At 66.4% G+C, this 26,659-nt stretch carries 31 protein-coding genes; 24 read left to right on the forward strand and 7 right to left on the reverse strand.

Going from position 1 to position 26,659, the window contains the following annotated elements; translation table 11 throughout:
• Positions 1-163: 163 nt before the first annotated feature.
• Entirely contained in the window at positions 164-391 is a 228-nt protein-coding gene (locus AB4Z37_RS11345; RefSeq protein WP_441517044.1) for a helix-turn-helix domain-containing protein, read from the reverse strand.
• Between the two features lie 187 nt (positions 392-578).
• On the opposite strand from AB4Z37_RS11345, the gene AB4Z37_RS11350 reads away from it, so the two are divergent.
• The 24 genes from AB4Z37_RS11350 to AB4Z37_RS11465 all read left to right on the forward strand — a co-directional run bounded on the left by AB4Z37_RS11350 (position 579) and on the right by AB4Z37_RS11465 (position 19,494).
• Positions 579-842, forward strand: coding sequence for a DNA -binding domain-containing protein (locus tag AB4Z37_RS11350; protein ID WP_441516837.1), 264 nt, complete (start codon positions 579-581; stop codon positions 840-842).
• Between the two features lie 124 nt (positions 843-966).
• On the forward strand, positions 967-1,194 hold the full coding sequence (locus tag AB4Z37_RS11355; RefSeq protein ID WP_441516838.1) for a transcriptional regulator domain-containing protein: 228 nt from the start codon (positions 967-969) through the stop codon (positions 1,192-1,194).
• Between the two features lie 43 nt (positions 1,195-1,237).
• Complete coding sequence (locus AB4Z37_RS11360; RefSeq protein ID WP_441516839.1) at positions 1,238-1,744, forward strand: DUF2285 domain-containing protein; 507 nt, start codon at positions 1,238-1,240, stop codon at positions 1,742-1,744.
• Positions 1,745-1,874: 130 nt separating this feature from the next.
• Positions 1,875-2,165 carry a helix-turn-helix transcriptional regulator gene (locus AB4Z37_RS11365; protein WP_184064166.1) on the forward strand — a complete coding sequence of 97 codons (291 nt, stop codon included), beginning with the start codon at positions 1,875-1,877 and terminating at the stop codon, positions 2,163-2,165.
• Positions 2,162-2,800, forward strand: coding sequence for a ParA family partition ATPase (gene parA / locus AB4Z37_RS11370; protein WP_441516840.1), 639 nt, complete (start codon positions 2,162-2,164; stop codon positions 2,798-2,800). Before AB4Z37_RS11365 ends, parA begins: the two co-directional genes overlap by 4 nt.
• A complete protein-coding gene (locus AB4Z37_RS11375; protein WP_441516841.1) occupies positions 2,797-3,051 on the forward strand; it encodes a hypothetical protein in 255 nt (84 codons plus the stop codon). Before parA ends, AB4Z37_RS11375 begins: the two co-directional genes overlap by 4 nt.
• Complete coding sequence (locus AB4Z37_RS11380; RefSeq protein ID WP_441516842.1) at positions 3,048-3,557, forward strand: DUF2840 domain-containing protein; 510 nt, start codon at positions 3,048-3,050, stop codon at positions 3,555-3,557. The genes AB4Z37_RS11375 and AB4Z37_RS11380 overlap by 4 nt, the downstream gene beginning before the upstream one ends.
• Positions 3,554-4,099, forward strand: coding sequence for a S26 family signal peptidase (locus AB4Z37_RS11385; RefSeq protein ID WP_441516843.1), 546 nt, complete (start codon positions 3,554-3,556; stop codon positions 4,097-4,099). Before AB4Z37_RS11380 ends, AB4Z37_RS11385 begins: the two co-directional genes overlap by 4 nt.
• A gap of 45 nt (positions 4,100-4,144) precedes the next feature.
• Positions 4,145-4,480 (forward strand): DUF736 domain-containing protein, encoded by a 336-nt coding sequence (locus AB4Z37_RS11390; RefSeq protein WP_441516844.1) that lies wholly within the window; start codon positions 4,145-4,147, stop codon positions 4,478-4,480.
• Between the two features lie 3 nt (positions 4,481-4,483).
• Positions 4,484-5,245, forward strand: a complete 762-nt coding sequence (locus tag AB4Z37_RS11395; RefSeq protein ID WP_441516845.1) for a lytic transglycosylase domain-containing protein — start codon at positions 4,484-4,486, stop codon at positions 5,243-5,245.
• Positions 5,246-5,489: 244 nt separating this feature from the next.
• Positions 5,490-7,229: a relaxase/mobilization nuclease domain-containing protein gene (locus tag AB4Z37_RS11400; RefSeq protein WP_441516846.1), complete on the forward strand. Its 1,740-nt coding sequence runs from the start codon at positions 5,490-5,492 to the stop codon at positions 7,227-7,229.
• A 31-nt stretch (positions 7,230-7,260) separates the two neighbouring features.
• Entirely contained in the window at positions 7,261-9,246 is a 1,986-nt protein-coding gene (locus AB4Z37_RS11405) for a conjugal transfer protein TraG (RefSeq protein ID WP_441516847.1), read from the forward strand.
• 11 nt (positions 9,247-9,257) lie between these two features.
• Positions 9,258-9,689 carry a ribbon-helix-helix protein, CopG family gene (locus tag AB4Z37_RS11410; RefSeq protein ID WP_441516848.1) on the forward strand — a complete coding sequence of 144 codons (432 nt, stop codon included), beginning with the start codon at positions 9,258-9,260 and terminating at the stop codon, positions 9,687-9,689.
• Positions 9,690-9,856: 167 nt separating this feature from the next.
• Entirely contained in the window at positions 9,857-10,840 is a 984-nt protein-coding gene (gene trbB / locus AB4Z37_RS11415; protein WP_441516849.1) for a P-type conjugative transfer ATPase TrbB, read from the forward strand.
• A complete protein-coding gene (locus AB4Z37_RS11420) occupies positions 10,837-11,169 on the forward strand; it encodes a TrbC/VirB2 family protein (RefSeq protein WP_332080546.1) in 333 nt (110 codons plus the stop codon). The genes trbB and AB4Z37_RS11420 overlap by 4 nt, the downstream gene beginning before the upstream one ends.
• Positions 11,169-11,450 carry a VirB3 family type IV secretion system protein gene (locus tag AB4Z37_RS11425; RefSeq protein WP_172753685.1) on the forward strand — a complete coding sequence of 94 codons (282 nt, stop codon included), beginning with the start codon at positions 11,169-11,171 and terminating at the stop codon, positions 11,448-11,450. The genes AB4Z37_RS11420 and AB4Z37_RS11425 overlap by 1 nt, the downstream gene beginning before the upstream one ends.
• A gap of 7 nt (positions 11,451-11,457) precedes the next feature.
• Positions 11,458-13,896, forward strand: coding sequence for a conjugal transfer protein TrbE (gene trbE, locus AB4Z37_RS11430; RefSeq protein ID WP_441516850.1), 2,439 nt, complete (start codon positions 11,458-11,460; stop codon positions 13,894-13,896).
• A complete protein-coding gene (gene trbJ / locus AB4Z37_RS11435; protein ID WP_441516851.1) occupies positions 13,893-14,654 on the forward strand; it encodes a P-type conjugative transfer protein TrbJ in 762 nt (253 codons plus the stop codon). Before trbE ends, trbJ begins: the two co-directional genes overlap by 4 nt.
• 22 nt (positions 14,655-14,676) lie before the next feature.
• Positions 14,677-14,973: a putative entry exclusion protein TrbK-alt gene (gene trbK-alt, locus AB4Z37_RS11440; RefSeq protein WP_441516852.1), complete on the forward strand. Its 297-nt coding sequence runs from the start codon at positions 14,677-14,679 to the stop codon at positions 14,971-14,973.
• Between the two features lie 3 nt (positions 14,974-14,976).
• On the forward strand, positions 14,977-16,329 hold the full coding sequence (gene trbL / locus AB4Z37_RS11445) for a P-type conjugative transfer protein TrbL (RefSeq protein WP_441516853.1): 1,353 nt from the start codon (positions 14,977-14,979) through the stop codon (positions 16,327-16,329).
• Positions 16,329-17,012, forward strand: a complete 684-nt coding sequence (trbF, locus tag AB4Z37_RS11450; RefSeq protein ID WP_441516854.1) for a conjugal transfer protein TrbF — start codon at positions 16,329-16,331, stop codon at positions 17,010-17,012. Before trbL ends, trbF begins: the two co-directional genes overlap by 1 nt.
• Complete coding sequence (gene trbG, locus AB4Z37_RS11455; RefSeq protein ID WP_441516855.1) at positions 17,009-18,034, forward strand: P-type conjugative transfer protein TrbG; 1,026 nt, start codon at positions 17,009-17,011, stop codon at positions 18,032-18,034. The genes trbF and trbG overlap by 4 nt, the downstream gene beginning before the upstream one ends.
• The gene (locus AB4Z37_RS11460; protein WP_441516856.1) at positions 18,031-19,236 is read left to right on the forward strand and encodes a TrbI/VirB10 family protein; all 1,206 of its coding nucleotides are present in this window, start codon (positions 18,031-18,033) and stop codon (positions 19,234-19,236) included. The genes trbG and AB4Z37_RS11460 overlap by 4 nt, the downstream gene beginning before the upstream one ends.
• 3 nt (positions 19,237-19,239) lie before the next feature.
• The gene (locus AB4Z37_RS11465; RefSeq protein WP_441516857.1) at positions 19,240-19,494 is read left to right on the forward strand and encodes a DUF2274 domain-containing protein; all 255 of its coding nucleotides are present in this window, start codon (positions 19,240-19,242) and stop codon (positions 19,492-19,494) included.
• Here AB4Z37_RS11465 and AB4Z37_RS11470 read toward each other — a convergent pair.
• From AB4Z37_RS11470 to AB4Z37_RS11495, 6 genes are all read right to left on the reverse strand, one after another.
• Positions 19,409-20,356 (reverse strand): LysR family transcriptional regulator, encoded by a 948-nt coding sequence (locus AB4Z37_RS11470; protein ID WP_441516858.1) that lies wholly within the window; start codon positions 20,354-20,356, stop codon positions 19,409-19,411. The genes AB4Z37_RS11465 and AB4Z37_RS11470 overlap by 86 nt on opposite strands.
• Positions 20,357-20,434: 78 nt before the next feature.
• Entirely contained in the window at positions 20,435-20,665 is a 231-nt protein-coding gene (locus AB4Z37_RS11475; RefSeq protein ID WP_441516859.1) for a hypothetical protein, read from the reverse strand.
• Positions 20,666-20,692: 27 nt separating this feature from the next.
• Positions 20,693-21,556, reverse strand: a complete 864-nt coding sequence (locus tag AB4Z37_RS11480; protein WP_441516860.1) for a DUF6671 family protein — start codon at positions 21,554-21,556, stop codon at positions 20,693-20,695.
• 2 nt (positions 21,557-21,558) lie between these two features.
• Complete coding sequence (gene cysD, locus AB4Z37_RS11485; protein ID WP_441516861.1) at positions 21,559-22,464, reverse strand: sulfate adenylyltransferase subunit CysD; 906 nt, start codon at positions 22,462-22,464, stop codon at positions 21,559-21,561.
• A complete protein-coding gene (locus tag AB4Z37_RS11490; protein WP_441517045.1) occupies positions 22,461-25,019 on the reverse strand; it encodes a YbcC family protein in 2,559 nt (852 codons plus the stop codon). The genes cysD and AB4Z37_RS11490 overlap by 4 nt, the downstream gene beginning before the upstream one ends.
• Positions 25,016-26,641, reverse strand: a complete 1,626-nt coding sequence (locus AB4Z37_RS11495; protein WP_441516862.1) for an NADH-quinone oxidoreductase subunit L — start codon at positions 26,639-26,641, stop codon at positions 25,016-25,018. The genes AB4Z37_RS11490 and AB4Z37_RS11495 overlap by 4 nt, the downstream gene beginning before the upstream one ends.
• Positions 26,642-26,659: the final 18 nt, after the last annotated feature.

Consider the following 26,659-nt stretch of genomic DNA (forward strand, 5'->3'; position numbering starts at 1 on the left):
TGCCCCGCCCGATCGTCGGGCGGGGCAAGTCCCCCTCAGGGTGCTCGTTGTTTTGCGAATTGCCGGCTTTACGTGGTGGCGGCTCGACCGCTCTGCAGGTTTCCGCCGATCCGGCCGTATAGACCGTGCGCGCAAGTTGGGTCCGACCGCGACTCACCGAGACTCATGTCTCAGTGTCCTCCACCGCCTCATCGAGAAGGTCGGCAGGTCTCACGCCCAACGCTTCCGACAAATGCCACATCGTCAACAGCGTGACGTTCTGCTGGCCCCGCTCCATGCCGCTCACATAGGCGCGGTCCACACCCATTTTCACGGCGACCGCCTCCTGGCTCAGACCGGCCGCGACGCGATACCTCCTGACGTTGGCTCCAAAAGTTCTGCGAATGTCCATCCGCAGGATAGGAGGCAATCGTGCATTATAGCGCTACGTGTTATAATACACGGCCGCGAAGCCAGCGTGCGATGCCGCCAGTGGGACCGCGCGATGCTTGAAAAGCATCGGGAAAATTTCAGCTATCGGTCTGGTTTGCATTGGCGATGCGGATACGATCAATTAACCAAAGAAGATGGGCGCATCGATGACCGTCATTGCTTTCCAGGACCGCCCGCCCGAAGGCGACCACCTGACGGGCTACGACGAAAGCCATCTTGCTCTCTATATTCGGCTCCTGGACGCTGCCGCCGAGGGTGCCGACTGGCGTGAGGCGGTGCGGATTCTTTTCGGGCTCGATCCCGATCGCGATCCCGGCCGCGCCCGGATGGTTCATGACAGCCATCTCGCCCGCGCCCGCTGGATGACCACCACGGGCTATCGCGAGCTCCTCCGCCCCCGCGTGTCATAAAACAGGACACTCCTCCCGGTTGTGCGAGGCATCACGCCGCGCGGTTTTGGGGGCTTCCGCCGCGCCTTGTCGGCGGCAAGGCTTCGCGTAGGGGGCTACTCAAAGCGCGGACGAGGAGACGCGTATGGCCGAGCCGCCGGATTGGCGATTGCAGACAACCGAACGCGCGCTGAACCGACTGGAGCGGCAAGGGTTCGCATGGGAGTTTCTGCGGCGGAATCCCGACTATCGCAGCGACTATGACCGCCTGCACAGTACGCCGCCGAGTCGGCGAGACGTTTCGTTGCTGAGGAGCGCTCCTCCGCAATGGGGGTTACGCTTTCCTGCTCAACCCCGACCTCTCCGCTCATGAGACCGCGATTTATTGGCGGCCCGAACTAATCCCCAGCGTACTGTTGCTTGAAGCTGCGCCGGCAGTGTTTCGATCGGCGCGACGGCTCGAACAACTCGACCTGACCCACGCCATGCTGCACGCGCAGCCCGGCAGTGGACCAGCGATCCTACTGGCCGATCCCGACGGTGATCATCATCTGGTCGCCAGCGCCATCGACTCCGCCCAGCCGCTCGCCGTGTTGCTGCCGCTCGACGACGACTTCCACATCCGCGCCGAAGCGGCGTTGCGATTCCAGCGCCGTCTGTTCGGACGCGCCGCCGGCCCGCTGCCGCGCGCGCTCGCGCTCACGCCGCGTCACCGTCAACGGCTGGTGCGGATGGTGCGCGCGCTGGACGGCAGATCCTCAGGCGCCACCTACCGCGAAATCGCCGGCGTGCTGTTCGAGTCGCACCAGCAGACCGCCACCGAATGGAAAACGTCGTCCATCCGCGCCCAGACGATCCGCTTGGTCAAGGACGGGCAGACGATGATGCACGGCGGCTATCTCCGCCTGCTTGCAGGCCGCTGACCCGCATTCCCTGGGGTACGCGCACAGAGGGGTCTCACTCCGTCATCCACCCGGACGCCGGTGGTTCGCCATCGTGATCGCTGCTTCGCCATCGCACGCCGACGGCGCGGCCGCAGCTCCGGAGGAGACCATGTCAGCAGCGCGACTCGACCCACCGCCACGCTATCTGCGCACGCCCGAGGCAGCGCGCTTCCTCGGCCTGTCGGGTCGCACGCTCGAGAAACATCGCACCTATGGCACCGGACCGGTGTATCGCAAGCTCGGCGGCCGTATCGTCTACGCCCTCGACGATCTGCAGGCCTGGGCCGATCGCGGCACAAGGCAGTCGACGTCTGATCCGGGCCACGGCGTTGTCCACCCTGCAAAACGGCAGGCGACTCCCGCCGGGGGAATGCCCGTGCGACGCGGCGGCGCGTCATGATCGTCGCGCTCCTCAATCAGAAGGGCGGCGTCGGCAAGACGACGCTCGCGCTGCATCTCGCCGGTGAATGGGCTCGGCGAGGGAAGCGCGTCGTTCTCATCGACGCCGATCCCCAAGGCTCGGCGCTCGACTGGTCGCAGCAGCGAGGGCGCGAAGGCCTGCCGCGCCTGTTTGGTGTCGTCGGTCTGGCGCGAGATACGCTTCATAGCGAAGCGCCGGAACTGGCGCGCGGCGCCGATCATGTGGTGATCGACGGGCCACCGCGCGTCGCCAGCCTGATGCGGTCCGCGCTGCTTGCCGCCGACCTGGTGCTGGTTCCGGTGCAGCCATCGCCTTTCGATGGCTGGGCCTCGGCGGAGATGCTCTCGCTGCTCGGCGAGGCGCGGATCTACCGCCCCCAGCTCGCCGCCCGCTTCGTGCTGAATCGGTGTGGAGCACGCACGGTCATTGCCCGCGAGACGGCCGAGACGCTCGCCGATCACGATCCGCCCGTACTCACCAGCACCGTCGGCCAGCGCGTCACCTTCGCCGACGCGGCGCGCTCCGGCCGGCTGGTCTCCGAAATCAACGGACGCAGCCCCGCCGCGCGCGAAATCGTCGCGCTCTGCGCCGAGATCGGAAGGATCGCGCCATGACGGAGCGATCCCAGAAACGTGCCTTCACTGCACGTCCAGCCGATCCTGAGAGCTGGGTGAAAGCCCCCGATCCGCGCCCTGCGCGCGGCGGCGAAGCCGCCAATTTCACCGCACGCCTCACTATCGACGTCACGCCCGGCATGCGCGGTCAGATCAAAATCGTCGCGTTCCAGCGCGGCGTCACCGTCGCCGACATGCTGCGCGAACTGCTCGCCCGCGAATTTCCCCCAGCCGACGGAGACACGCCATGAACGGCGCTCCTCATTTGCGCCGCGTGCCGCCGGCGCTCCTCTTCGACGGTCTGACCCGCGTCGAGCTGACCTGGATTGAGAAGAAGATCGAATACTGGGTCAGGTTCGGCCAGGACGTCCACGAACAGATTCTTGACCGCCGCCGACGCGTGGTCAGCTTCCCGCCCCATAGCGTCTTCGCCTTTGTCCGCTGGGCGGCCAACGACTTCGGCACGATCATCTCACGCATCGACATCGTGCGCGCGATCTCGCCGGGCGAACCCTATCAGACGCTCCCCTTCGTGCGCCCCGGCGGCGACATTCTGCTGCGGATGGACGGCTGGCCGAAGGTCGAGCGCGTTCTGCAGATCGTCGACGCCATCGAGGCGATCGGCATCAATCCCGCCGAGGTCTCGCCGCATCATTGGCGGCACGTTCACAATCGTCTCGCTGCCGGCCAGGAGCCACGCAGCTACACGGTCGAGCAGCATCGCGCCATCCTTCTGCGCCGCGGGGTCGAGCCATGACCCGCTTTGGCTACGTCATGACGACGTACTTCACCGTGATGCTGATCGGTGGCCTCTCCTTCACCCACATCACGCCCAGGCTGATCTGGAACGCGTCCGCCAGCACCCCGATCGGACTCTATTCGCTCGAGCGGTTGCCACGCCTTGAAGTGACCGATCTCGTCGCCGTAGACGCCCCGGAGCCGCTCGCATCGTTCCTCGCCGAACGTGGCTACGTGCCGCGCGGCGTCCCCCTCATGAAACGTGTCGCCGCTCTTCCCGGGCAGCAGGTCTGCCGTACCGGCGCACACGTCACCGTCGATGGCATCGCGATGGGCGAAGCGCTGACGCACGATCGTCTCGGCCGCGATCTTCCCGTTTGGCAGGGCTGCCAGCGCATCGCCGACGGCGAGATTCTCCTCATGAACTGGTCCGTCGAGGACAGCCTCGACGGTCGCTACTTCGGTCCGATTTCCACCCGCTCGATCATCGGCCGCGCAACACCCGTGTGGACCGATGAAGACGGTAGCGGCCGCTTCGAATGGCGCGCCGCGACGCGGTGAACGACGCGCTTACCCGACCTCACCGCATAGCAAAGGAGTCTTCTCATGCCGCAGATCGGCGAATTCAAGCGCACAAAGAATGGCTACGCCGGCCACATCCGCACGCTCTCGCTCGACGCCGAGATCGTGCTCATCCCCGCTGAGCACACCGACGCCGAGAATGCGCCGGACTATCGTGTTCACCACGGCAGTGATGATGGGCCTGAGATCGGCGCCGGATGGAAGCGGACCGGTGAAAAGGCAGGCGATTATGTCTCCCTGCAGATCGATGATCCCACGTTGGCCCAGCCGATCCGCGCGAACCTGTTCCAATCGACCGAGGACAAATCCGCGTGGAACCTACACTGGAATCGTCCGCCCAAGCGCGGCGAGCGGGACTGAACGGTGTCTGGCCCGCGCCACCAAACTGTCGTCGGGCGGCCAAACGCCGTCCGACTGACAGCCTTCCTTCTCCTTTCCGGCCTGCTCCTCGCCGTGCCGCTCAGCGCCACAGCGAACGCGCAGAATGCACCGGCCACGCGCACGGCGCCGGCCCATCCGTTCGCGGCCTACATTGAGGAGGCCGCACAGCGTTTCGGCATCCCGGCCGCTTGGATTCGCGCCGTCATGCACGCGGAAAGCGCTGGTGATGTACGTGCGGTCTCCTCTGCAGGCGCGATGGGCCTGATGCAGATCATGCCGGATACCTGGGCGGAGCTGCGCGTCCGCCATAGGCTCGGGCGTAATCCTTACGATCCGCGGGACAACATCCTGGCCGGTGCGGCGTACTTGCGCGAGATGTATGATCGCTACGGTTCGCCGGGTTTTCTTGCAGCCTATAACGCGGGACCAGGGCGCTACGAAGAATATCTCGCGGGCCGCCCGTTGCCGGCTGAGACCCGCGCCTATGTGGCCGCATTGGTCCCTTCCTTCGGCGGCGGTGACCTGCCCGGTGCAATCACCGTCGCCGCGGCTGATCCTCGCGCCTGGACTGGCGCGCCGTTGTTCATCACGCGGGCTGACGGCATCACCGCTGTCGATCCAGCGCAGACGGGAAGCCCTCCGGACGAGGCTCCGGCAGCAACTCCGGTGCGCGAGACTTCCGTGATGGCCCCGCAATCTTCGGGCCTGTTCGTGGCGCGTTCGGATGGTGGAGGCCCGCGATGACGGCGCTTCGCACGGATCGCGGTTTGGCGGGCTCCAGCGCATCACGGAGTGCGTGGAGGGGGAAGCAGGGCAACACAACCGCACGATGGCAGGATAAAGGGGCGCGATGTGCGCCTCGGTTCGGTTGTGCTTTTTCAAGGACTTACGCAGCGATTTCGCGAGGTGCGCCTGACCGGCGCAGCCTGCGGCTTCGGCCATTTCATAAGCAAATCAGCGCCATCGCGCGATGTGCGGTCTTGCCGCTATGAGCGACGAGATCGATTTCCGCATCCGGCCAGGCCGCATCCGCTCCAGCCGCGTGCAGCGCGCCAGACCGTTCATCGCGCAAGCACTCGCCGCAGCCCAGCGGGCTGGCGGATCGGTCTCCCGCAAGGGGACGATCGGGCCGGGCCACCGCTCCCGGTTCGGTCGGGGTCAGCGGGCGTCGGTGCAGGCCAACCGGCTCATCACGTCCCGTTCGCGCGGCGCTGTCGTCAAGGCGCGCGTCGTCCGTCACGCCGGACGCGGCGCGCCGCTCGCCACCCATCTCAATTATCTGCGCCGCGAGGGCGTCACCCGGGACGGAGAGAAAGCTAGGCTGTTCGGCCCCGGTGCCGATGACTCTGATCCGAAGGCGTTCGCCGAGCGCTGCGAGGATGACCGGCATCATTTTCGGTTCATCGTATCGCCTGACGACGCGGTGGAGATGACGGATCTCAAGACCTTCGCGCGCGATCTCGTCGGGCAGATGGAGAAAGACCTCGGCACCGAGCTCGATTGGGTCGCCGTCGACCATTGGAACACCGAGCATCCCCACGTCCACCTGATCGTTCGCGGGGTGCGCGAGGATGGCGAGAACCTCGTCATCTCCCGCGACTACATCAAGGAGGGGATGCGGGATCGGGCGCGGGATCTGATCACCCAAGAACTCGGACCGCGCACCGATCATGAAATCCGTCGCACCCTTGAACGCCAGGTCGACGCCGAGCGCTGGACCAACCTTGATCGCCAGCTCGCGCGCGATGGCTATCGCACCGGCGTCATCGACCTCGCGCCGCACCCCAACCGACAGCCCGACGAATTCCACGCCCTCAAGGTCGGGCGCCTTCGCAAGCTGGAATCGCTCGGGCTCGCCGACCAGGTCGGCCCCGGCCAGTGGACTGTGTCGGAGAGTGCCGAGGCGACGTTGCGTGATCTCGGCGAACGCGGCGACATCATCAAGCGCATCCATCGCGGTCTTGCCGAACGCGGCATCGAGCGCGGCGCGGCCGGCTACGTACTAGCCGGCGAAAGCCTTGACGATCCTGTCGTCGGCCGTCTCATGGCTCGCGGCCTCGACGACGAGTTGAAAGGCACGGCTTATGCCGTGGTCGACGGAGTGGACGGGCGGACCCACCACATCAAGCTGCCCGATCTCGACGCCGCCGGTGACAGCGCGCCGGGCTCGATCGTCGAGCTTCGCAGGTTCGACGACGCGAAGGGGCAGCGCCGCGTAGCACTGGCAGTCCGGTCTGACCTCACGATCGATCAGCAGATCACCGCGACGGGAGCTACTTGGCTTGACCGGCAGGCCATTGCCCGCGAGCCGGTTGCGCTCGGCGGCGGAGGCTTCGGTGCCGAGGTGCGCGAGGCCATGGATCACCGTGCCGAGCACTTGATCGGACAAGGCTTGGCCGAGCGTCAGAACCGCGGCGTCAGCTTCAGCCGCAACCTGATCGAGATGCTGCGCCGGCAGGAGCTGGATGCCGTCGGCGCCAAGCTCGCCGCTGAGATCGGCCGCCCATTCAATAAGTCTGGGACTGGTGAGTATGTCGCTGGCGCCTACCAGCGGCGCATCGCGCTCGCCTCCGGTCGCTTCGCGATGATCGACGACGGCATTGGCTTCCAGCTCGTGCCCTGGTCCCCCTCGCTCGAAAAGCAGCTCGGCCGCCATGTCTCCGGCCTCGCCCGGAGCGATGGTGGAATCGATTGGAGCTTCGGCCGCAAGCGGGGGCTGGGCCTGTGAACAGCGCACCTCATCAAGAAAGGACTCCGCTATGTCAGCCACCAAAATCCTCTGGGGCCAAATCCTTGTCGTCTCCCTAATTGTGCTCGCCACCAACTGGGCCGCGACGCAGTGGACGGCATGGCAGCTCGGCTTCCAGCCGCAGCTCGGCCGGCCATGGTTCGAGTTGTTCGGCTGGCCGGTCTATTATCCGCCCGCCTTCTTCTGGTGGTGGTACTTCTACGATGCCTATGCGCCGCACGTTTTCGTCAAGGGCGCCTATATCGCGGCATCGGGCGGCTTTATCGCCATCGCGGTCGCCATCGGCATGTCGGTCTGGCGCGCGCGCGAGGCCAAGAATGTCGAGACCTATGGCTCGGCGCGGTGGGCGCGAGCCGATGAAGTCCAGGCGGCCGGCCTGCTCGGACCCGATGGCGTGGTGCTCGGCAGGTTTGATGGCGCCTATCTTCGTCATGACGGACCTGAGCATGTGCTGTGCTTCGCCCCGACCCGCTCCGGCAAGGGCGTCGGCCTGGTGGTGCCGTCGCTGCTGACCTGGCCCGGCTCCGCCATTGTTCACGACATCAAAGGAGAGAACTGGCAGCTCACCGCCGGCTTCCGCGCGAAGCACGGCCGCGTGCTGCTGTTCGATCCGACCAATGCGAAGTCCTCCGCTTATAACCCGTTGCTCGAAGTCCGGCGCGGCGAATGGGAAGTCCGCGACGTCCAGAACATCGCCGATATCCTGGTCGATCCCGAAGGGAGCCTGGAAAAGCGGAACCATTGGGAAAAGACAAGCCATGCGCTGCTGGTCGGCGCAATCCTGCACGTCCTATATGCCGAGACCGACAAGACGCTCGCCGGCGTCGCCGCCTTCCTGTCCGATCCCAGGCGGCCGATCGAGTCGACGCTCGCCGCCATGATGAAGACCGCCCATCTCGGCGAAGCCGGGCCGCACCCGGTCATCGCATCGGCTGCGCGCGAACTGCTCAACAAATCGGACAATGAGCGATCGGGCGTGCTGTCCACCGCCATGTCGTTCCTCGGGCTCTACCGCGATCCGGTGGTGGCCGAAGTGACTTGCCGCTGCGATTGGCGCATCACCGACATTGCCGGCGGGACGCGACCATCGACCCTCTATCTCGTTGTCCCCCCGTCCGACATCGCGCGCACCAAGCCGCTGATCCGGCTCATCCTCAACCAGATCGGGCGCCGGCTGACCGAGGACCTGCAGGCGAAAGGCGGCCGGCACCGCCTGCTCCTCATGCTCGACGAATTTCCGGCGCTCGGGCGGCTCGACTTCTTCGAATCCGCATTGGCCTTTATGGCTGGCTATGGCCTGAAGAGCTTCCTGATCGCCCAATCGCTGAATCAGATTGAGAAAGCCTACGGGCCGAACAATTCGATTCTCGACAACTGCCATGTCCGCGTCAGCTTCGCCACCAACGACGAACGGACGGCCAAGCGCGTGTCCGATGCGCTGGGAACCGCGACCGAGATGCGCGCGATGCGCAACTATGCCGGACACCGGCTCAGCCCATGGCTTGGCCATTTGATGGTGTCGCGATCGGAGACCGCGCGTCCGCTGCTGACGCCAGGCGAGGTGATGCAGCTCCCGCCCGCCGACGAGATCGTTATGGTCGCCGGCACGCCGCCGATCCGAGCGAAGAAGGCGCGCTACTTCGAGGATCGCCGTTTTCAGGAGCGCGTGCTGCCGTCGCCGGCGCTTGCGAAGCCAGCCGCGGGAAAGCCGGACGATTGGAGCGTCTTGCCATTGCCGTCGCGGCCGCAACTCGATGCAGCCGCGCAGCAGGACGGTACCGGCGACGAGGACTCGACTGGCTCCGAACGGCGTCAGCAACCGGAGCTGACTGCGGTGAAGCCTGTCGAGAGGAAGGCGCCGATCGACAACGAGTTCGACCTCGATGGTCCCGACGACGCCGATGACGACGCTGCGCGCGCAGGTAGGCTGAACCAGGTCATGCAGGGCGTCGCGCGGCAGGTGTCGCTCGATCCCAATGACGGGATGGACCTCTGAGCGAGGCGGTCATGAAGATTCTGAAGAAGCAGCGCCTCTCGGTCTATCTCGATCCGGACATCATGAAGGCGCTCGCCGTTTATGCTGCGCGTCGCGATCAATCGCGATCCCTGGTCGCGGAAGCGGCGATCGCATCCTTCCTGTCGCCCGACGCCGCCGAGCGCCAGGAAGCCGCGACCACCAAGCGATTGGACCAGCTTGACCGGCGCATGACGCGCATGGAACGCGACCTCGGCATTTCCGTGGAAATGCTGGCGGTTTTCGTCCGCCACTGGCTCACCACCAATCCGCCGTTACCGGAGCCAGCCCAGGCAGCCGCACGCGCACAGGCGGGCGAGCGGTACGAAGCCTTCGTCGCAGCACTCGGGCGGCGACTCGCGAAGGGACCGAAAGTGCGTGAGGAGATTTCCGAAGACATCGCAGGTGTCCCCGGCGCGGAATAATCGTCGCTCCGCATCGCAAGAGTTTGTCAGTTCCGCCGTCGCCCTGTCTTTGTACGCCAGAGCACTACGACCCCATCCTGCTTGTTGTCATGACCTGATTTCTGCCTCTTCTACTGATCCCCGATCCAGGGCCGCGTGTTTGCGGTCCCGCGCAGAACGGGGACGACATGGCGGTTTCTCACCAGCAATCAGAGGCGATCCTTCGAGGCGCGCGCATGTTGCGCACGGCCCTCGGCCCCGCCATCGCCGGATTCCTGGAAGACCCGTCGATCGTCGAGGTGATGCTCAATCCCGACGGGCGGCTCTGGATCGACCGGCTGTCCGATGGACTTTCTGATACCGGAGCGCGCCTGTCGCCCGCGGACGGCGAGCGCATCGTCCGCCTCGTGGCGCATCATGTCGGCGCAGAAGTTCATTCCGGTTCACCGCGCGTGTCGGCGGAGCTTCCCGAGACGGGGGAGCGGTTCGAGGGCTTGCTGCCTCCGGTCGTGGCGGCCCCGGCGTTCGCAATCCGCAAGCCTGCCGTCGCCGTCTTCACACTCGCTGACTACGTCGCCGCCGAGATCATGTCGGCCGGACAGGCTGAGATCCTCAGCCGCGCCGTCGCGGACCGGCGCAACATCCTCGTCGCCGGGGGCACCTCCACCGGCAAAACCACGCTCATCAACGCCTTGCTCGCCGAAGTGTCAAAGACCTGCGACCGCGTCGTGCTGATCGAGGACACGCGCGAGCTGCAATGCGCCGCGCCCAACCTAGTCGCCATGCGCACGAAGGATGGCGTCGCATCGCTCTCCGATCTCGTCCGCTCCTCGCTTCGCTTGCGCCCCGATCGCATTCCGATCGGAGAGGTGCGCGGCGCCGAGGCGCTGGATTTGCTCAAGGCCTGGGGGACGGGCCACCCGGGCGGCATCGGCACGATCCACGCCGGCACCGCGCTCGGCGCGCTGCGCCGCCTCGAGCAGCTCATTCAGGAAGCCGTCATCACCGTCCCGCGCGCGCTGATCGCCGAGACCATCGATCTCGTCGCCGTGCTCAGCGGCCGCGGCTCGACCCGTCGCCTCGCCGAACTCGCCCGCGTCAAGGGCCTCCAGTCTGACGGCGACTACCGCGTCATCCCCGCAACCCAACCTGCTTCAGGAGATTCCGCATGATCCTCTATGCCTTACGTATTCGCCGTCAAATCGTGACCGCCGCGTCCGTCGCCGTCGTCAGCATGATGCTGGCCCCAGCAGCCCATGCCTCCGGCTCTTCGATGCCGTGGGAAGCGCCGCTGCAGTCCATTCTCGAATCCATCGAGGGACCTGTGGCCAAGATCATCGCCGTGATGATCATCATCATCACAGGTCTGACACTTGCCTTCGGCGACACATCAGGCGGCGCGCGGAAGCTGATCCAGATCGTCTTCGGGCTCAGCATCGCTTTCGCCGCGTCAAGCTTCTTCCTGTCGTTCTTCTCATTCGGCGGCGGAGCGCTCGTCTGATGGCGAGCCTGATCGACAGCGCTGGCGACGTGCCAGGCTATGCCGTCCCGGTCCATCGCGCCCTCACCGAGCACATCCTGCTCGGCGGCGCGCCGCGCTCGATCGCTATCCTTAACGGCACGCTGGCGGCGGCGCTCGGCCTTGGCCTGCGCCTCTGGCTGGTCGGCCTCGGGCTCTGGGCGATCGGGCATTTCGCGGCGGTGTGGGCGGCCAAACGCGATCCGCAGTTCGTCGACGTGGTGCGCCGCCACCTGCGCATCCCCGGCTTCTTAGGCGCGTGAGGTCCCAATGATGAACCTCGCCGAATATCGCCGGACCTCAACCCGCCTCGCCGATTTCCTGCCCTGGGCTGCGCTCGCGGGCGAGGGCATCGTCCTCAATAAGGACGGCAGCTTCCAGCGCACCGCCAGGTTTCGTGGTCCCGACCTGGATTCCGCGGTGCCGGCCGAACTCGTGGCCGTCGCCGGCCGGCTCAACAACGCCTTCCGCCGCCTTGGGTCGGGCTGGGCGATTTTCGTCGAAGCACAGCGCCATGGCGCCGGCGCCTATCCGCTGAGCCGCTTTCCCGAGGCGGCGTCGGCGCTGGTCGACGCCGAGCGCAAGGCCGACTTCGAGGAAGAGGCGTCGCACTTCGAGTCCAGCTACTTCCTGACCTTCGTCTACCTGCCGCCGGCCGAAGACGCCGCCCGCGCCGAGAGCTGGCTCTATGAAGGCAAAGCGGACAACAGTCTCGACCCGCATGAGGTACTGCGCGGCTTCGCCGATCGTACCGACCGCGTGCTCCAGCTCATCGAGACCTTCATGCCGGAATGCGCCTGGCTCGATGACGGCGAGACGCTGACTTATCTGCATTCGACCGTCTCGACCAAGCGCCACCGCGTGCGGGTGCCCGAGACGCCGATGTATCTCGACGCGCTGCTAGCCGACCAGCCGCTCACGGGCGGGCTTGAGCCGCGCCTGGGCGACGCGCATCTGCGCATCCTGACCATCGTCGGCTTTCCGACCGCGACTACGCCCGGGCTGCTCGACGATTTAAACCGGCTCGCCTTTCCGTATCGCTGGTCGACGCGCGCGATCCTGCTCGACAAGACCGACGCCACCAGGCTGCTCACCAGGATCCGCCGGCAATGGTTCGCCAAGCGCAAGAGCATCATGGCGATCCTGAAGGAGGTGATGACCAACGAGGCGTCGGTGCTCGTCGACACCGATGCGGCGAACAAGGCGGCCGATGCCGACCTCGCGCTGCAGGAGCTCGGCGCCGACTATGCCGGTCAGGCCTATGTCACCGCGACGGTCGCCGTCTGGGACGCCGACCCTCGCATCGCGGCCGAGAAGCTGCGCCTGGTCGAGAAGATCGTTCAGGGCCGCGACTTCACCGCGATGGCCGAGACGATCAACGCCGCCGACGCCTGGCTTGGCTCGCTGCCGGGCCATGTCTACGCCAACGTCCGGCAGCCGCCGATCTCGACGCTCAATCTCGCCCACATGATTCCGCTGTCGGCGGTGTGGGCGGGGCCGGAACGGGACGAGCATTTTGGTGAGCCCCCCTTGCTTTACGGCAGGACCGAAGGCTCGACCCCGTTCCGGTTTTCCCTTCATGTCGGCGATGTCGGCCACACGCTTGTCGTCGGACCGACCGGCGCCGGAAAATCCGTGCTCCTGGCGCTGATGGCGCTGCAGTTCCGGCGCTATCCCGGTTCACAGGTCTTCGCCTTCGACTTCGGGGGAAGCATCCGCGCGGCGGCGCTCGCCATGGGCGGAGACTGGCACGATCTCGGCGGCGGCCTGACCGAAGGCGCAACTGACAGCGTTTCGCTGCAGCCGCTCGCCGGCATCCACCACGTGCCGGAACGCGCGTGGGCCGCGGATTGGATCGTCGCGATCCTGCAGCGCGAGGGCGTGACGATCGCGCCGGAGGTGAAGGAATATATCTGGACGGCGCTGACCTCGCTGGCAAGCGCGCCCGTCGGCGAGCGCACCCTGACCGGACTCGCCGTCCTCCTTCAATCGAACGATCTCAAACAGGCGCTGCGGCCCTATTGCGTCGGGGGCGCCTATGGCCGGCTGCTCGACGCTGAGAGCGAGCATCTTGGCGAAGCCGTTGTGCAGGCGTTCGAGACCGAGGGCCTGATCGGCACCGCCGCCACGCCCGCTGTCCTCGCTTATCTCTTCCACCGCATCGAGGACCGCCTCGACGGCAGCCCAACGCTGCTCATCGTCGACGAAGGCTGGCTGGCGCTCGATGACGAGGATTTCGCCGGCCAGCTCCGCGAGTGGCTGAAGACGCTCCGCAAGAAGAACGCGTCCGTCGTCTTCGCCACCCAATCGCTCTCCGACATCGACAGTTCCGCTATTGCGCCGGCCATTGTCGAGAGCTGCCAGACGCGGCTGCTGTTACCGAACGAGCGCGCGATCGAACCGCAGATCACCGCGATCTACCGCCGCTTCGGGCTCAACGATCGCCAGATCGAGATCCTCGCCCGCGCGATGCCGAAGCGCGACTACTACTGCAAATCCCGCCGGGGCAACCGACTCTTCGAACTCGGTCTGTCCGACGTGGCGTTGGCACTCTGCGCCGCCTCCTCAAAAGCCGATCAGGCCGCGATCGAGCGCGTCATCGCAGAGCACGGCCGCGAAGGTTTCCTGCCGGCCTGGCTGCGTCTGCGCGGCGTCGCCTGGGCCGCCGACCTCATCCCCAACCTCAATAACCTGGAGACCCAGCCATGATCTTCCGTCGCTCACGCGCGGCGCTTCTTGCCGCGTCGATCCTTTCCGTCCCCGTGGCGATGTCGCCCCTGATGGTCCAGCCCGCGTCCGCGCAATGGATCGTCTACGACCCGACGAACTACGTGCAGAATGTTCTCTCCGCCGCTCGTGCCCTGGAGCAGATCAACAACCAGATCACCTCGCTTCAGAATGAAGCGACGATGCTGATCAACCAGGCGCGAAACCTCGCGAGCCTGCCTTACTCTTCGCTTCAACGCCTGCAACAGTCCGTGCAGCGGACGCAGCAACTCCTCGGCCAGGCGCAGCGCATCGCCTACGACGTCCAGCAGATCGACCAGGCCTTCACCTCCACCTACGGCAATGCGTCGATGTCTGCCTCCGATCAGCAGCTCGTCGCGCAGGCGCGCGAGCGCTGGCAGAACACGGTCGGCGGCTTGCAGGACGCTATGCGGGTGCAGGCCGGCGTCGTCGGCAACATCGACACCAATCGCGCCGAGATGTCGGCGCTCGTCGGCCAAAGCCAGGGAGCGACCGGCGCCTTGCAGGCGGCGCAGGCCGGAAATCAGCTTCTCGCGCTTCAGGCCCAGCAGCTCGCCGACCTCACGGCCGTCGTCGCTGCGAACGGACGGGCGCAAGCGCTGACCGAAGCGGATCGTGCGGCGGCTGCCGAGCAGGGTCGCGAGCAACGCCGCCGCTTCCTGACGCCCGGCGTCGGCTATCAGCCGGGCAACGCCCGCATGTTTCCGAATGACAACTAAGGCCCCTGAAGAGGATCGTGTCATGGACGGCAAGCTCATGGCGCGCCTTGGCGCCGTCGTCTTCGTCGCCGTCGCCATCGCTGCGACGGCGATCGAGATGACCCGGAAAGAGGAAGAACCGCCCGCCCAGGCGTCGCGACCAAGCGAAGACACGCCGGTGGATCCTCTGCGCGAAGCGCAGCGGCGGTGCCAACTGCTTGGCGAGGCCGCCGTGCGCGATGCCGAATGCCTGCGAACCTGGGCCGAAACACGCGACCGATTCCTCGGCATTGCGCCCGCACCAACGCGGACGCCGCCGCAGCATGACGACGGGCGGTGATCCATGGGCGGCACCGGCGTCATCGACCAATTCCTAGAGGTCTTCACCCGCTACATCGACAGCGGTTTCGGCCTGCTCGGCGGCGAGGTGGCGTTCATAGCCACGACGCTGATCGTCATCGACGTGACGTTGGCCGCCCTGTTTTGGAGCTGGGGCGCCGACGACGACATCATGGCGCGACTGGTCAAGAAGACGCTGTTCGTCGGCGTCTTCGCCTACATCATCGGCAACTGGAACAATCTTGCACGCATCGTCTTTGAGAGCTTCGCCGGGCTCGGCCTGAAAGCTTCGGGCACGGGGTTCACCGTCGAAGATCTCATGCGCCCCGGCCGTGTTGCGCAGACCGGGCTCGACGCCGGTCGGCCGCTGCTCGATTCCATCTCGAATCTGATGGGCTGGATCGCCTTCTTCGAGAATTTCATCCAGATCGTCTGCCTGCTGTTCGCCTGGGTTCTGGTGCTGCTTGCCTTCTTCATTCTCGCCGTCCAGCTCTTCGTTACCCTGATCGAGTTCAAGCTGACGACGCTCGCCGGCTTCGTGCTGATCCCGTTCGGGCTGTTCGGCAAATCGGCGTTCATGGCCGAACGCGTTCTCGGCAACGTCATCTCAAGCGGCATCAAGGTGCTGGTCCTCGCCGTCATCATCGGCATCGGCTCAACCTTGTTCTCCCAGTTCACCGCCGGCTTCGGCACTGAGGCGCCGACGATCGATCAGGCGATGGCGATCGTGCTCGCCGCGCTCTCGCTGCTCGGACTCGGGATCTTCGGCCCTGGCATCGCCAACGGCCTCGTCTCCGGCGGTCCGCAGCTCGGCGCCGGCGCGGCGGTCGGAACCGGGCTCGCCGCGGGCGGGGCTCTGGTCGCGGCCGGCGCGGCTGGTGGAATGGCCCTGCGCGGCGGCGCCGCTGCGCTTTCCGGAACTGCCGCTGCCGCTCGAGGGGGAGCGGCCCTGGCCGGTGGCGCCTCGACGGCCTACAGCCTCGGCGCTGCCGGCCAGTCGGGCGCGTCCGCCGTCGGGTCCGGACTCGGTGGCGTTGCTCGCGCCGCTGGCGCGGCCGCCACCTCACCGCTGCGCCGCACGGCCTCCAAGGCAGCAGACAGCATGAAGTCGAGCTTCTCAGAAGGCGCCAAATCCGCGTTCGCGGCGACCGGCGGCACATCGACCATGGGTTCGGTCGGCGCGAGCGCGTCCGAGGCTGCGCCGTCCGCGGCGGCTGACGGGCCGCCGGCGTGGGCCCAGCGGATGAAGCGCTCTCAGGCCTTGAGCCACGGTGTGACCGCGGCCGCCCATGCCGTGCGCAGCGGCGACAGCCACGGCGGCGGCTCTTCCATCAATCTCTCCGGAGGCGACCGCTGATGTTCAAACGACCTTCTACTCACTACGGCAAAGCGCCAGAACCCGAGACACCTTATCAGCGCGCCGCCCAGGTCTGGGACGAGCGCATCGGCACCGCGCGCGTCCAGGCGAAGAACTGGCGCTTCATGGCGTTCGGTTCGCTGCTTCTGTCCGCCAGCTTCGCGGCGGCGCTGGTCTGGCAATCGGCCCGCGGCACGATCGTGCCCTGGGTCGTGCAGGTCGACAAGCTCGGCCAGGCGCAGGCCGTGGCGCCAGCGGTCGCCGATTATCGCCCGACCGATCCCCAGATCGCCTTTCATCTCGCGCGCTTCATCGAGCAGGTCCGCTCGATTCCGTCCGACGCCATCATCGTCCGGCAGAATTGGCTACGCGCATACGATTTCACGACCGATCGCGGCGCGATGGCGCTCAACGACTACGCGCGGTCGAACGACCCTTTCGCCAAGGTCGGTCGACAGCAGATCGCTGTCGACGTCTCCAGCGTTATCCGGGCGTCGCCCGACAGCTTCCGCGTCGCCTGGGTCGAACGCCGCTACGAGAACGGCCAGCTCGCCGAGACGACCCGTTGGACCGCCATCCTCACCATCGTCGTGCAGGTGCCTCGCAACGCCGATCGGCTGCGCGCCAACCCGCTCGGAATCTACGTCAATGCCATCAACTGGTCACGGGAGCTTGGGCAATGAAGCCGTCTATCCGTAAAGCTGGAAACCCGGCTTCTCGCACTTCCGCATTTGCGGTTCTCCTCCTGTGGACATCGGCGCTCGCCGGCTGCGCCACAGCGAACAGGCCGCCGGAGATCTCTTATGATGATGCGGTGCCGGCGGCCCTGAGCGCCGATCCTCCTGCTCCCGTGCGGGTGGTCGAGCTGCCGCGACCTCTGCCGCTTCCTGGTCAGATGAAGCCTGTCGAACCATCCCGCGGCACACCCGAACCCACCGATCCGACCGCGCGCGTCAATCAGGCCAACGCCGCCGCGCGCGTGCAGCCGGTCCGCGACGGCTTCATCAACGCCATGCAGGTGTATCCCTATACGGGCGGCGCGCTCTATCAGGTCTACACCGCGGTCGGCCAGATCACCGACATCGCGCTTCAGCCGGGCGAGCAACTGGTCGGCTCCGGGCCGGTCGCTGCCGGCGACACTGTTCGCTGGATTATCGGCGACACGGTGAGCGGCTCGGGCGCGACCAGCCAAGTCCACATCCTGGTGAAGCCGACCCGCGCCGAGCTGATGACCAATCTCATCATCAACACCAATCTGCGCACCTACCACATGGAGCTGCGCTCGACCGAACGCACCTATATGGCGTCGGTGTCCTGGCAGTATCCGCAGGACCAGCTCATCGCCCTGCGGCGCCAGAACGCACAAGCCGAGGCCGCCAGCCCGGTCGCCACCGGCATCGACCTCGCCAACATCAACTTCCGATATGCGATCGAAGGCGACCGTGCGCCGTGGCGACCACTGCGCGCCTACGATGACGGCCGGCAGGTCTTCATCGAGTTCCCACGCGGGATCGGCCAGGGCGAGATGCCGCCGCTGTTCGTCGTCGGTCCAGAGGGCAACACCTCCGAGCTCGTGAATTACCGCGTCCGCGCCAACTACATGATCGTCGACCGGCTGTTCGCCGCCGCCGAGCTGCGCTTCGGCGCCGGCGACCGCCAGAAGCGCGTCCGGATCGTCCGCACCGATGGGAGGCCGGCGTCGTGAGTGAGCCCGAACCCCGGAAAGAGGAAGACGAGGCACCGCTGACCGGGTCGGCCAGCGATGCGGCCGCCCCGATGCGGCTGCGTGCCGAAGCGCCGCGCGTTACGCGGCTCTCACGCAAGGTGCTGGCCGGCATCGGTCTCGTCGCGAGCGTGGGCATTGGCGGCGCGCTCATCTATGCGCTCCAATCACGCGACGGCGGCAAGTCCGCCGAAGAACTCTATTCGACCGACAATCGCTCGACCGCTGACGGCCTTGCCGGATTGCCGCGCGATTACAGCAGTGTTCCCCAATTGGGTCCGCCGCTTCCCGGCGACCTTGGGCGACCCATCCTAGGCGCACAAAATCGTGGCCAGCCGTTGCCGAACCAGCCCAATCCCGGCCTCAGCGCGGAGGAGCAACGGCGCCTGCAGGAGATCGAAACGGCCCGCGTCAGCAGGCTTTTCAGCGGTACCGAGAATCGGCCTATGGCTTCGACGAGCCCCGGCGGCGCGACGATCGCGCCGCCACCGGCGCCGGACCTCACTGGCCTCGGCCTCGCGCCGCCACCCGCCACGCCATCGGCCCAGGATCGGCAGCTCGCATTCCTCAATGCGGCCGCCGATCGGCGCACAGTCGCGCCGGATCGCGTCGCCGCGCCCGCGTCGCCTTACATCCTTCAGGCAGGCGCCGTGATCGCAGCGGCGCTCATCACGGGCATCCACTCGGATCTTCCAGGCCAGATCACGGCGCAGGTGACGGAGAATATCTACGACAGCCCAACGGGCCGCGTTCTTCTGGTGCCCCAAGGCACACGCGTGATCGGTCAATACAACAACAGCGTTCAGTTCGGTCAGAGCCGCGTACTCTTGGTCTGGAACCGGCTGATCTTCCCGAACGGACGCTCCGTTGTGCTCGAGCGTCAGCCGGGCGCAGACGTCGAGGGCTATGCGGGCCTTAAAGATGGCGTCGATTACCATTGGTGGGATCTCGCGAAGGCGGCGGGCCTCTCGACACTGCTGAGCGTCGGCGCCGAGCTTGCCACCAATGACGACAACCGCCTGATCCAAGCGATCCGAAACGGCGGGCAGGACACCATTAATGATGCGGGCCAGCAGATCGTGCGCCGCCAGCTCAACGTCGCGCCGACGCTCACGATCCGGCCGGGCTTCCTCGTGCGCGTGATCGTTACGCGTGACCTGGTGCTCGAACCCTATGGAGGCTAACCGATGGGCAAGCTAAAGCTCGGACCGCTCGAAGACGACAAGCCCGTAAAGATTTCGGTGGAGCTGCCCGCTGCTCTCCACCGCGATCTCCTTGCCTATGCGGAGATCCTGGGCCGCGAGACTGGGCAAGATGTTGAGCCCGCCAAACTGGTCGCGCCGATGGTCGCGCGCTTCATGGCGACGGATCGCGGGTTTGCGAAGATGCGCCAGGGTTCCCGCCCGCGACCGGCGGGCAGCGTTCCTCCAAAAGGCGAATGAAGTTTCGGAGCGCCGGATTCTCGTTGCCGTCTCGCCAATAGGCGCGATAGCCGATCCGGGTCGAGCCGTTGCCGTCGCGCGCTTCGCGGTAGACGACCCCGGCATAGCTGGCGCCCATGCAGGCCTCACACATCAAGCTGACGCCGCGACCGGTGCCGACCAGGCTCTTGATATTCTCGGGACTGACATCATGCCGAACGACGTCAGGCAGGTCGCCGGGCGAAGACAGCTTTGCCACGAGTATGTCTTGGATCTCCGGGCCGGGATCGCGCTCGCTCAGCAAGAAGCGTTCGCGTTTCAGGTCCGTCCAATAGATAATCTCGTTCGCGGCCAGCGGATGGTCCTCGGGTAAAGCGACGATGACGCGCTCACTCCACAAGACCATCGAACGATTGCAATCCGAGGCGGGCTCCCCTGTGACGACAGCAATATCAATGGTGCCAATCTGAATTCCATCAAACAAGCGCGAACGTGATCCTTCGATTGTGCTTATCTCGACCTGAGGAAAGCGGCGCCCGTACTCGATGAGACTCGCCCTGAGATTGCCGGCCGAGAGAGAGGTGTAGAAGCCGACTGTTAGATATCCGGCCTCGCCGCGGCCGACGGCCTTGGTTCCATCAATTACAATCTGCAATTCATCGAGAACCCGCCTAACACCGCAAAGAAAATCCCGGCCTGCCGCGGTCGGCTCCACTCCGCCATTGGTCCGCTCGAACAACTTGATCCCAAGTTGCTCCTCCAGATGCTTGACCCTTCGACTGAGATTCGACTGTTTGAGGCCGAGCAAATCCGCCGCTTTGCGAAAGCTGCCACAGCGTTCTGCCGTTTCGGCATAACGGAGATGCTTGAACTCAATAGCCATAGTTACCGCGCGCACCGGTTAAGCGCCGAACTGACAATTGGCGTCTTGTTGAGATTTCCGCCTGGACATGAAGCATGATCAAAACGGACGTCGAGGATTGCGCAGCGCCTGGTCGATGACTGCTTGCGATCTCGCTCTTAAGAGCAAACCTAGGATCTCCAGATCATTCAGAAGGTGCACCGGGTCCTGATGTAGGGCCGTCCGCAACGCGCCCTTAAGCCACCCGCTCATGCCTGGGTGCGCCAATACCCATTCGATCTGTCGCTCAGCCTCGCTCAGCTCATCACCGGACAGCTCGGATATGCCCATTCGAACCTCCTTTCCCCGGTCCATGCGTCACGGGTTGCAGTCGCTGCATTGCCCAGGATCCGCGGTTGTTGGTGGCACCAAATTCTCGATCCGGTGGCCACAGGCCGAGCACGACAGCACCTCCGCCCTGATCGCCAAGGTCGGCCCGCCGCACCATGAACAAGGCAGACCGGCGAGGCGTTCGGTCACGGCGAACCCGGGCGCTGCGCAAACTGGACACGGGCTGCGGAACCGGCGGACCAGATCGAGGGTCGCGCGCTTGATGGCGCGCATGCGCGTCGGATTACGATGCGCGCGCATGTCGGTCTCGACAAAAGCGGCGCCGCACATCCCGATGACCTTCGTCACGGCGTATTCGAGGTCTTCCGTGTTCCGGATATCCTTGATCAGGGCGCGGGCCGGCGCCGGCTGGCCGTCGATGACGCCCATGACGATCACGCCGTGCTCAGGGAACTGCGCGCGCTCCGCGAAAGCGCGTGCCGCACCCACGTCCGACACAACCGCATGGCTGAAGTTCGTGGTCGGACTCGCATGATGCCCGATCAGTTCGAGGCCGGAGGCGCGGTCGGCGAGAACGACGATTTCACGGGCAAGCGGGAGGAATGGAATATACGGGTGCGGACCGAAAGTGCCTTCGCTGGCCAACGCCACCTGGGCATCGGGCGTGTCCGCGAACGCTGCCGCGATCTTGGCCCGCGCCGCATCGAGCTGCGAGCCGGTCCGCTCGACGTCCCGGCTGAAGGTGCCGAAGCGGTCGGTATCGATGCCATTGCTCACCCTGACCCGCAGGCCAAGCGCGCGCTCCAGCAACGGCGCGATCACCCGCTCCTTGGCGTGCATCGTCGCGAGCACCGCCAGTTCGTGGTCGTAGGGGCGTGGAGCAGCCGACATGGCTAGAAATACCCCTCGCGCTTTTTCTGTTCGAGCGAGCCGCCGTCCTCGCCGTCGCTGATCCGGCCCTGCCGTTCCGACCCGGTCGCCGCCATCGTCTCCTGCACGACGGAGCGGAGGTCCGCCGCTTCGGATTCGACCGCAGCCGTTACCGGCCAGCAGCCAAGCGTCCGAAAACGCACAGTCTTGGTTTGGACGGTTTCGCCGGCCAGCAGCCGGATGCGGGGTTCGTCATCGACGACGATCAGCCCGCCGCCCCTCTCGACAACCGGCCGGGGCGCGGCGAAATACAGCGGCGCCAGCGCGATGTCATGGACGAGCGCATAGGTCCAGACGTCCGTCTCGGTCCAGTTCGACAGCGGGAATACCCGCGCCGACTGATCCTTGCCGAGCCGGGTGTTGTAGAGATTCCAGAGCTCGGGCCGCTGTTGGCGCGGATCCCAGACATGGCCGGCGCTCCGAACTGAAAATACCCGCTCCTTGGCCCGCGACTTCTCTTCGTCGCGGCGCGCCCCGCCGAAGATAAAGTCATAGCCGCCCTGGTCGAGCGCGGCTTTGAGCGGCTCGGTGCGCATCTCCAGCGTATAGCGGTCGCCATGATCGAAGGGGTTGAGGCCGGCGGCGCGACCCGCCTCGTTGGCATGGACGATCAGCACGAACCCATGCTCGCGCGCGAAGCCGTCGCGGAAGTCGAGCAGCGACCGGAACTCCCAGGTGGAGTCGATGTGGAGCAGCGGGAACGGAGGCCTTCCTGGGAAGAACGCGCGCAAGGCGAGGTGGGCGAGCACGGTCGAGTCCTTGCCGGCCGAGAACAGCATCACCGGCTTGCGCGCTTCGGCGACGGCTTCTCGCAGGATGTGGATCGCCTCCGATTCCAGTCGAGCGAGGTGGGACAGCCTTGCGGTCATGCGGCGGCTTCCCATTGAAGACCGCCGACGTAGCGGCGGATCATCCGGCCTTCGTCGGCAAGAACGAAGAGGTGAACCCAGCCGTTATCGACGAGATGACGAACGCTCGCGTGCTTCTCGATGACGCCGTTGATCGCGTCCTCGGGGGCTGCGATGAAGACGTTGAGCCGCAGCGGCTCGTGCACGAAGCGCTCACCGTCGTGAACCGACTGCCACGGCAATCCCACCTTGAGGTCGCCGGAATTGCCCTCCAGCACCCCCAGCTGCCCGACCACATTGTGCAGCACCTTGTTGCCGCTGCCGAAGGCGCGGTTGTTCACCGTCGAGCCGTAATATTGCAGGTTGATCCAGCTCGCGACGACCATCGGCGCGGTCATGATCAGCTCGAGCACGCCGAACCCGTCGTCCTTGCGCCAGTCATAGTCGTGCAGGAAGGCGCGACCGCCGAGATCGAGCCCGCGCGTCCGTGACCGCGGCGCGGCGATGAAGGCGGCGTTGCCCGCGAGCCCCCATTCGGGACGGACCTGCGCCCAGTCGCGGCTACGCGCCTTCACCGCACGATCAACGTCCCTGGTCTTGTCGATTCCGAGCCCCAGCGCGCGTTCGGCGCGCGCCAGCGACGAAGCCTTCGCCAGCGCCCTGCGCAGAGCGGCGAGATCGGCGGCGTGGGACGCGGGGAGATCGTCCGCGTCGAAGATGCGGACCTCGTCGGTTGTGGTGTCGTGCAGGCAGCCCAGGAACCAGGTGTCCTCGGGGATATCGATTCCCTTGCCGGCGAGACCTCTGCGCACGCCCGGATCGTTGAGGATGGCGGCGGCGACCCGTGCGTTCGCCTCGCCGGTGTGGCCGCCGCACGCGCCGCAATCGAGCCCCGAGGCATGGGGATTGTTGACGGTCGTGCTGCCGTGCCCGGTGAGCAGGACCAGGCGCGCAAAGTCTTGCGTCATCGACATCGCGCGCAGGACGGCCTCGGCCATGGCGACACGCTGCGCGTCGTCGAAGCCGGTGAGCCGGCCAGCCACCGCGCGGGGATCCAGACGCGGGCCCACCCGATCGATGACGCTCTCGTCGAGGCCATCGGTATTGGGGTCGCTGACCGTCCGGGTCAGGCGCGCGCTGTCGCCGACGAGCTTGCCGGCGAACAGCAACCCCGCCGTCTCGACATAGGTGAAGGAAGACACCGCCGAGAGCTTGAACGCCTTCCACGCCTTCGCCGCGCGGCGGCGCAGCAGGCGCCGGTTGAGGATCTCCGCCTCCTCGGGCTCGGAAGCGCCGGCGACCGCCTCGCAGACGACGAAGGCGGGCTTCAGCAGCACCGGGCATTGCGCGCCGCCGGTGTCGCGGCCGATCGGCACATATTCGATTGGGAAGCCGAAGAAGCCGGCGAAGCCGATCGTCTCGGCGTCGGGGCAGACCGTCTCGAGCGCGCGCCGATAGACCTCGGAGCGCACGTCGATGCAGAACGCCGCCTGGAACGCCTTGCGCACAGCCTTTGAGGGCACGGGGGATGCGAGGTGCTGCCCGAGCCGCGCCAGTAACTGGCGCTGATACCCGGCCTCATAGGCTTCGTGCAGCATCAGATCGACGACCAGCTCCGGATCGTCGCCAAGGCGCTCGTCCTCCGGCAGCGCGGTGGCCTCTGCCATCGCCTTCGACCATGCCGCCCTAAAATCCGGGTCGGCGCGTTCGAGGAACAGCGCATAGCCCCACACCACCCGGATCGCCAGCAGCTGCACCAGCGTGTCGTCATCGCGCCCGTAGAGCGCGTTGTCCCGGACGCGGTAGCGCGCATAAGCGGCCCAGCCGCCGATATCGATCAGCGCGCGGTGCAGATAATCCTCGACCGCGCGCTCGGGGATGCCGAGCGCGCTGACGACCGCGGCGATCGCCTCGCGGGGGTCGTCCGGCATGGCCGCGACGGCCTTGCGGAAACCCTTGATCCCCATCGTTTCGGGGTTGCGGTCGAAGCGCATCGCCGCGCGCCAGGCAGCGTAGGGCGGCAGCACCCGCGACGGCAGTTTCCAGGCGGCCTGACCTTCGTCGAAATAGGCGGCGCACCACTTCGAGATCTCGTCGATCATGAAGGCCGTGCGCGAGGCCTGACGGTCCCCAGCCGCTAGGCCGTCGAGAACCTCGGCGACGGTCGCGACCACCGCCGTCGGCCTCTTTGTCACCCGATCTCGCGTGGCTGACTGGCGCAGCGCGGCGGCATCGCTCGCCAGCGCCGCATGACCGGACGTCGCGGCGATCGCCGCCTCCAGATCGCGATCCTCGATCCTTCCGGCCGCCAGCGCTTCGCGGTAGAATGTACGCGGCATCAGCATGTCGACGCCGGCGACCCGGCGCAGCGTCGCGCACGTCGCCGAAAAGCTCTGGTCGCTGAAGCCGAGAAACGGATTGACCGCGACGAAGTGCTTGAGCGGCCAAAGCGGCGCGATCTTATTGCACGCCCGGTCGATGGCGGCGTCGATCGCCGGGCGTGGCGGGTTGGCCAATGGCTCCGCATCTTGCGCCCGTCTCGGCGGGTCGATCGCGACGGCGACGGCATGGCTCATGAGGGAACTCCGCTGACAGGGGTCGAAGGAACGATCGCGGGGGGCGGCGGCGGGCTTGGCCAGAACCGCAGCACCAGCCGGTTGGCGAGCGTGTTGACGTAGAGGCCGTTGGCAAGGTGGACGTAGGCCGCCTGCCAGCGCGGCGCGTCCGCCTTGCCCGGCAAGACGCTCTGGAAGACGGTCACCGCCGCGAACGCTAGGACGACCAGGACGACGATGACGAGGTCGAGGGGGCCGCGAAGCGCCTGCACCGGGGGCAAGGACCCGGCGAGCACATGCTCCACCGCCCACTGGAGTCCGAAATAGGCGAGCGACACCACGAGTGCGAGCGCGACCGTCCGGCCGACGACATAGAGACTCGGCCGTTCGTCGAAGGCCTGGGTGATGAGGTGCGCGAGACCCAGCATTACCACCGCGCCGAGCGCGAACACGCCGGGTTGCGCGGTGATCGTCGCGCCGAACAGCGTCCCCACGACCAAAGCCGCGGCCAGGACCAGGCCGACGATCATCGCCATCCGGGCCGGGTGCGGCTGACCGCCGGGGCTCGGCGACCACGACGCCCGCGCCAGGTCGATGACGCTGCCCGACGAGAGGAAGGCGTGAGCCTTGTAGAGCGAGTGGGCGACGATGTGCAGCAGCGCGGCGGCGAACGCGCCGAGGCCGCATTGCAGCATCATGAAGCCCATCTGGGCGATGGTCGAATAGGCCAGCGAAACCTTGACGCTGGTCTGGGTTAGCATGACGACCGACCCGAACAGCGCGGTGACGCCGCCAACGATGACCAAGATTTCCATCGATGGCGACGAGAGCGAGATGACGCCGGCGAAACGCAGCACGAGGAAGCCGCCAGCGTTGATCACGCCGGCGTGGAGGAGCGCCGACACAGGCGTCGGTGTCTCCATCACCTCGGTGAGCCAGCCATGCAGCGGGAACTGCGCCGACTTGAGCAGCGCTGCGATCACCAGGAACACCGCGACCGCGTGGATCGCAGCGGGAATGTCTCCGCCGACGCGCATCGCCTCCGCGCCCGCGAAGAGGACCGCATAGTCGAGACTGCCGAAAGCCTGATGGAGCAGCACCGTCGCCGCGATCAGGCAGAGATCGCCGAGCCGGCTCGCGAGGAATTTCTTGCGAGCCGCGAGCACCGCTGCCTGACGCTCCGGATAGAACAACAGCAGCTTGTTGAGCCCGAGGCTGGTCGCGATCCAGGCCAGCGCGAATTGGAACAGATTGCCCGAGATGATCAGCAGCAGCACCGCCGCGAGCGTCAGACACAGCCACTTCGTGAAGCGGGCCTGCCCGCGGTCGCCGTCCAGATAATTGCGGCTATACAGGACGACGATCAGGCCGACGAAGGCGACCAGCGCGAACATGATCGCCGCCAAGGTATCGACGTAGAATCCCAGGCCGACACCGGCGACCCCGACCGTGCCGGTCACCAGGGGGCTATTGACCGCGACGCAGACACCCGCGGCGACGGCCAGCGCCAGGGCGAAGCCGGCGATCCAGGCGGCGCCGCCGCCGACCCGTCGCTGACCCGACTTGACGCTCCCGGTCGCCATTCCGGCGACGGCGAGCGCGAATGGTCCGAGAGCGAGGCACCAGGTCAGGTTCGGCGTCATGGTCGTCTCCAGCGAGAA

The sequence above is a fragment of the Bradyrhizobium sp. 2TAF24 genome (assembly GCF_052115025.1).
In the GTDB taxonomy this organism is placed as follows: domain Bacteria; phylum Pseudomonadota; class Alphaproteobacteria; order Rhizobiales; family Xanthobacteraceae; genus Bradyrhizobium_A.

Bases quoted from the DNA above. Each gene is read 5' to 3' on its own strand.
- AB4Z37_RS11345 (WP_441517044.1), bottom strand. From the start codon at position 391: ATGGACATTCGCAGAACTTTTGGAGCCAACGTCAGGAGGTATCGCGTC.
- AB4Z37_RS11350 (WP_441516837.1), top strand. From the start codon at position 579: ATGACCGTCATTGCTTTCCAGGACCGCCCGCCCGAAGGCGACCACCTG.
- AB4Z37_RS11355 (WP_441516838.1), top strand. From the start codon at position 967: ATGGCCGAGCCGCCGGATTGGCGATTGCAGACAACCGAACGCGCGCTG.
- AB4Z37_RS11365 (WP_184064166.1), top strand. From the start codon at position 1,875: ATGTCAGCAGCGCGACTCGACCCACCGCCACGCTATCTGCGCACGCCC.
- parA (WP_441516840.1), top strand. From the start codon at position 2,162: ATGATCGTCGCGCTCCTCAATCAGAAGGGCGGCGTCGGCAAGACGACG.
- AB4Z37_RS11375 (WP_441516841.1), top strand. From the start codon at position 2,797: ATGACGGAGCGATCCCAGAAACGTGCCTTCACTGCACGTCCAGCCGAT.
- AB4Z37_RS11380 (WP_441516842.1), top strand. From the start codon at position 3,048: ATGAACGGCGCTCCTCATTTGCGCCGCGTGCCGCCGGCGCTCCTCTTC.
- AB4Z37_RS11385 (WP_441516843.1), top strand. From the start codon at position 3,554: ATGACCCGCTTTGGCTACGTCATGACGACGTACTTCACCGTGATGCTG.
- AB4Z37_RS11390 (WP_441516844.1), top strand. From the start codon at position 4,145: ATGCCGCAGATCGGCGAATTCAAGCGCACAAAGAATGGCTACGCCGGC.
- AB4Z37_RS11400 (WP_441516846.1), top strand. From the start codon at position 5,490: ATGAGCGACGAGATCGATTTCCGCATCCGGCCAGGCCGCATCCGCTCC.
- AB4Z37_RS11405 (WP_441516847.1), top strand. From the start codon at position 7,261: ATGTCAGCCACCAAAATCCTCTGGGGCCAAATCCTTGTCGTCTCCCTA.
- AB4Z37_RS11410 (WP_441516848.1), top strand. From the start codon at position 9,258: ATGAAGATTCTGAAGAAGCAGCGCCTCTCGGTCTATCTCGATCCGGAC.
- trbB (WP_441516849.1), top strand. From the start codon at position 9,857: ATGGCGGTTTCTCACCAGCAATCAGAGGCGATCCTTCGAGGCGCGCGC.
- AB4Z37_RS11420 (WP_332080546.1), top strand. From the start codon at position 10,837: ATGATCCTCTATGCCTTACGTATTCGCCGTCAAATCGTGACCGCCGCG.
- AB4Z37_RS11425 (WP_172753685.1), top strand. From the start codon at position 11,169: ATGGCGAGCCTGATCGACAGCGCTGGCGACGTGCCAGGCTATGCCGTC.
- trbE (WP_441516850.1), top strand. From the start codon at position 11,458: ATGATGAACCTCGCCGAATATCGCCGGACCTCAACCCGCCTCGCCGAT.
- trbJ (WP_441516851.1), top strand. From the start codon at position 13,893: ATGATCTTCCGTCGCTCACGCGCGGCGCTTCTTGCCGCGTCGATCCTT.
- trbK-alt (WP_441516852.1), top strand. From the start codon at position 14,677: ATGGACGGCAAGCTCATGGCGCGCCTTGGCGCCGTCGTCTTCGTCGCC.
- trbL (WP_441516853.1), top strand. From the start codon at position 14,977: ATGGGCGGCACCGGCGTCATCGACCAATTCCTAGAGGTCTTCACCCGC.
- trbF (WP_441516854.1), top strand. From the start codon at position 16,329: ATGTTCAAACGACCTTCTACTCACTACGGCAAAGCGCCAGAACCCGAG.
- trbG (WP_441516855.1), top strand. From the start codon at position 17,009: ATGAAGCCGTCTATCCGTAAAGCTGGAAACCCGGCTTCTCGCACTTCC.
- AB4Z37_RS11465 (WP_441516857.1), top strand. From the start codon at position 19,240: ATGGGCAAGCTAAAGCTCGGACCGCTCGAAGACGACAAGCCCGTAAAG.
- AB4Z37_RS11470 (WP_441516858.1), bottom strand. From the start codon at position 20,356: ATGGCTATTGAGTTCAAGCATCTCCGTTATGCCGAAACGGCAGAACGC.
- AB4Z37_RS11475 (WP_441516859.1), bottom strand. From the start codon at position 20,665: ATGGGCATATCCGAGCTGTCCGGTGATGAGCTGAGCGAGGCTGAGCGA.
- AB4Z37_RS11480 (WP_441516860.1), bottom strand. From the start codon at position 21,556: ATGTCGGCTGCTCCACGCCCCTACGACCACGAACTGGCGGTGCTCGCG.
- cysD (WP_441516861.1), bottom strand. From the start codon at position 22,464: ATGACCGCAAGGCTGTCCCACCTCGCTCGACTGGAATCGGAGGCGATC.
- AB4Z37_RS11490 (WP_441517045.1), bottom strand. From the start codon at position 25,019: ATGAGCCATGCCGTCGCCGTCGCGATCGACCCGCCGAGACGGGCGCAA.
- AB4Z37_RS11495 (WP_441516862.1), bottom strand. From the start codon at position 26,641: ATGACGCCGAACCTGACCTGGTGCCTCGCTCTCGGACCATTCGCGCTC.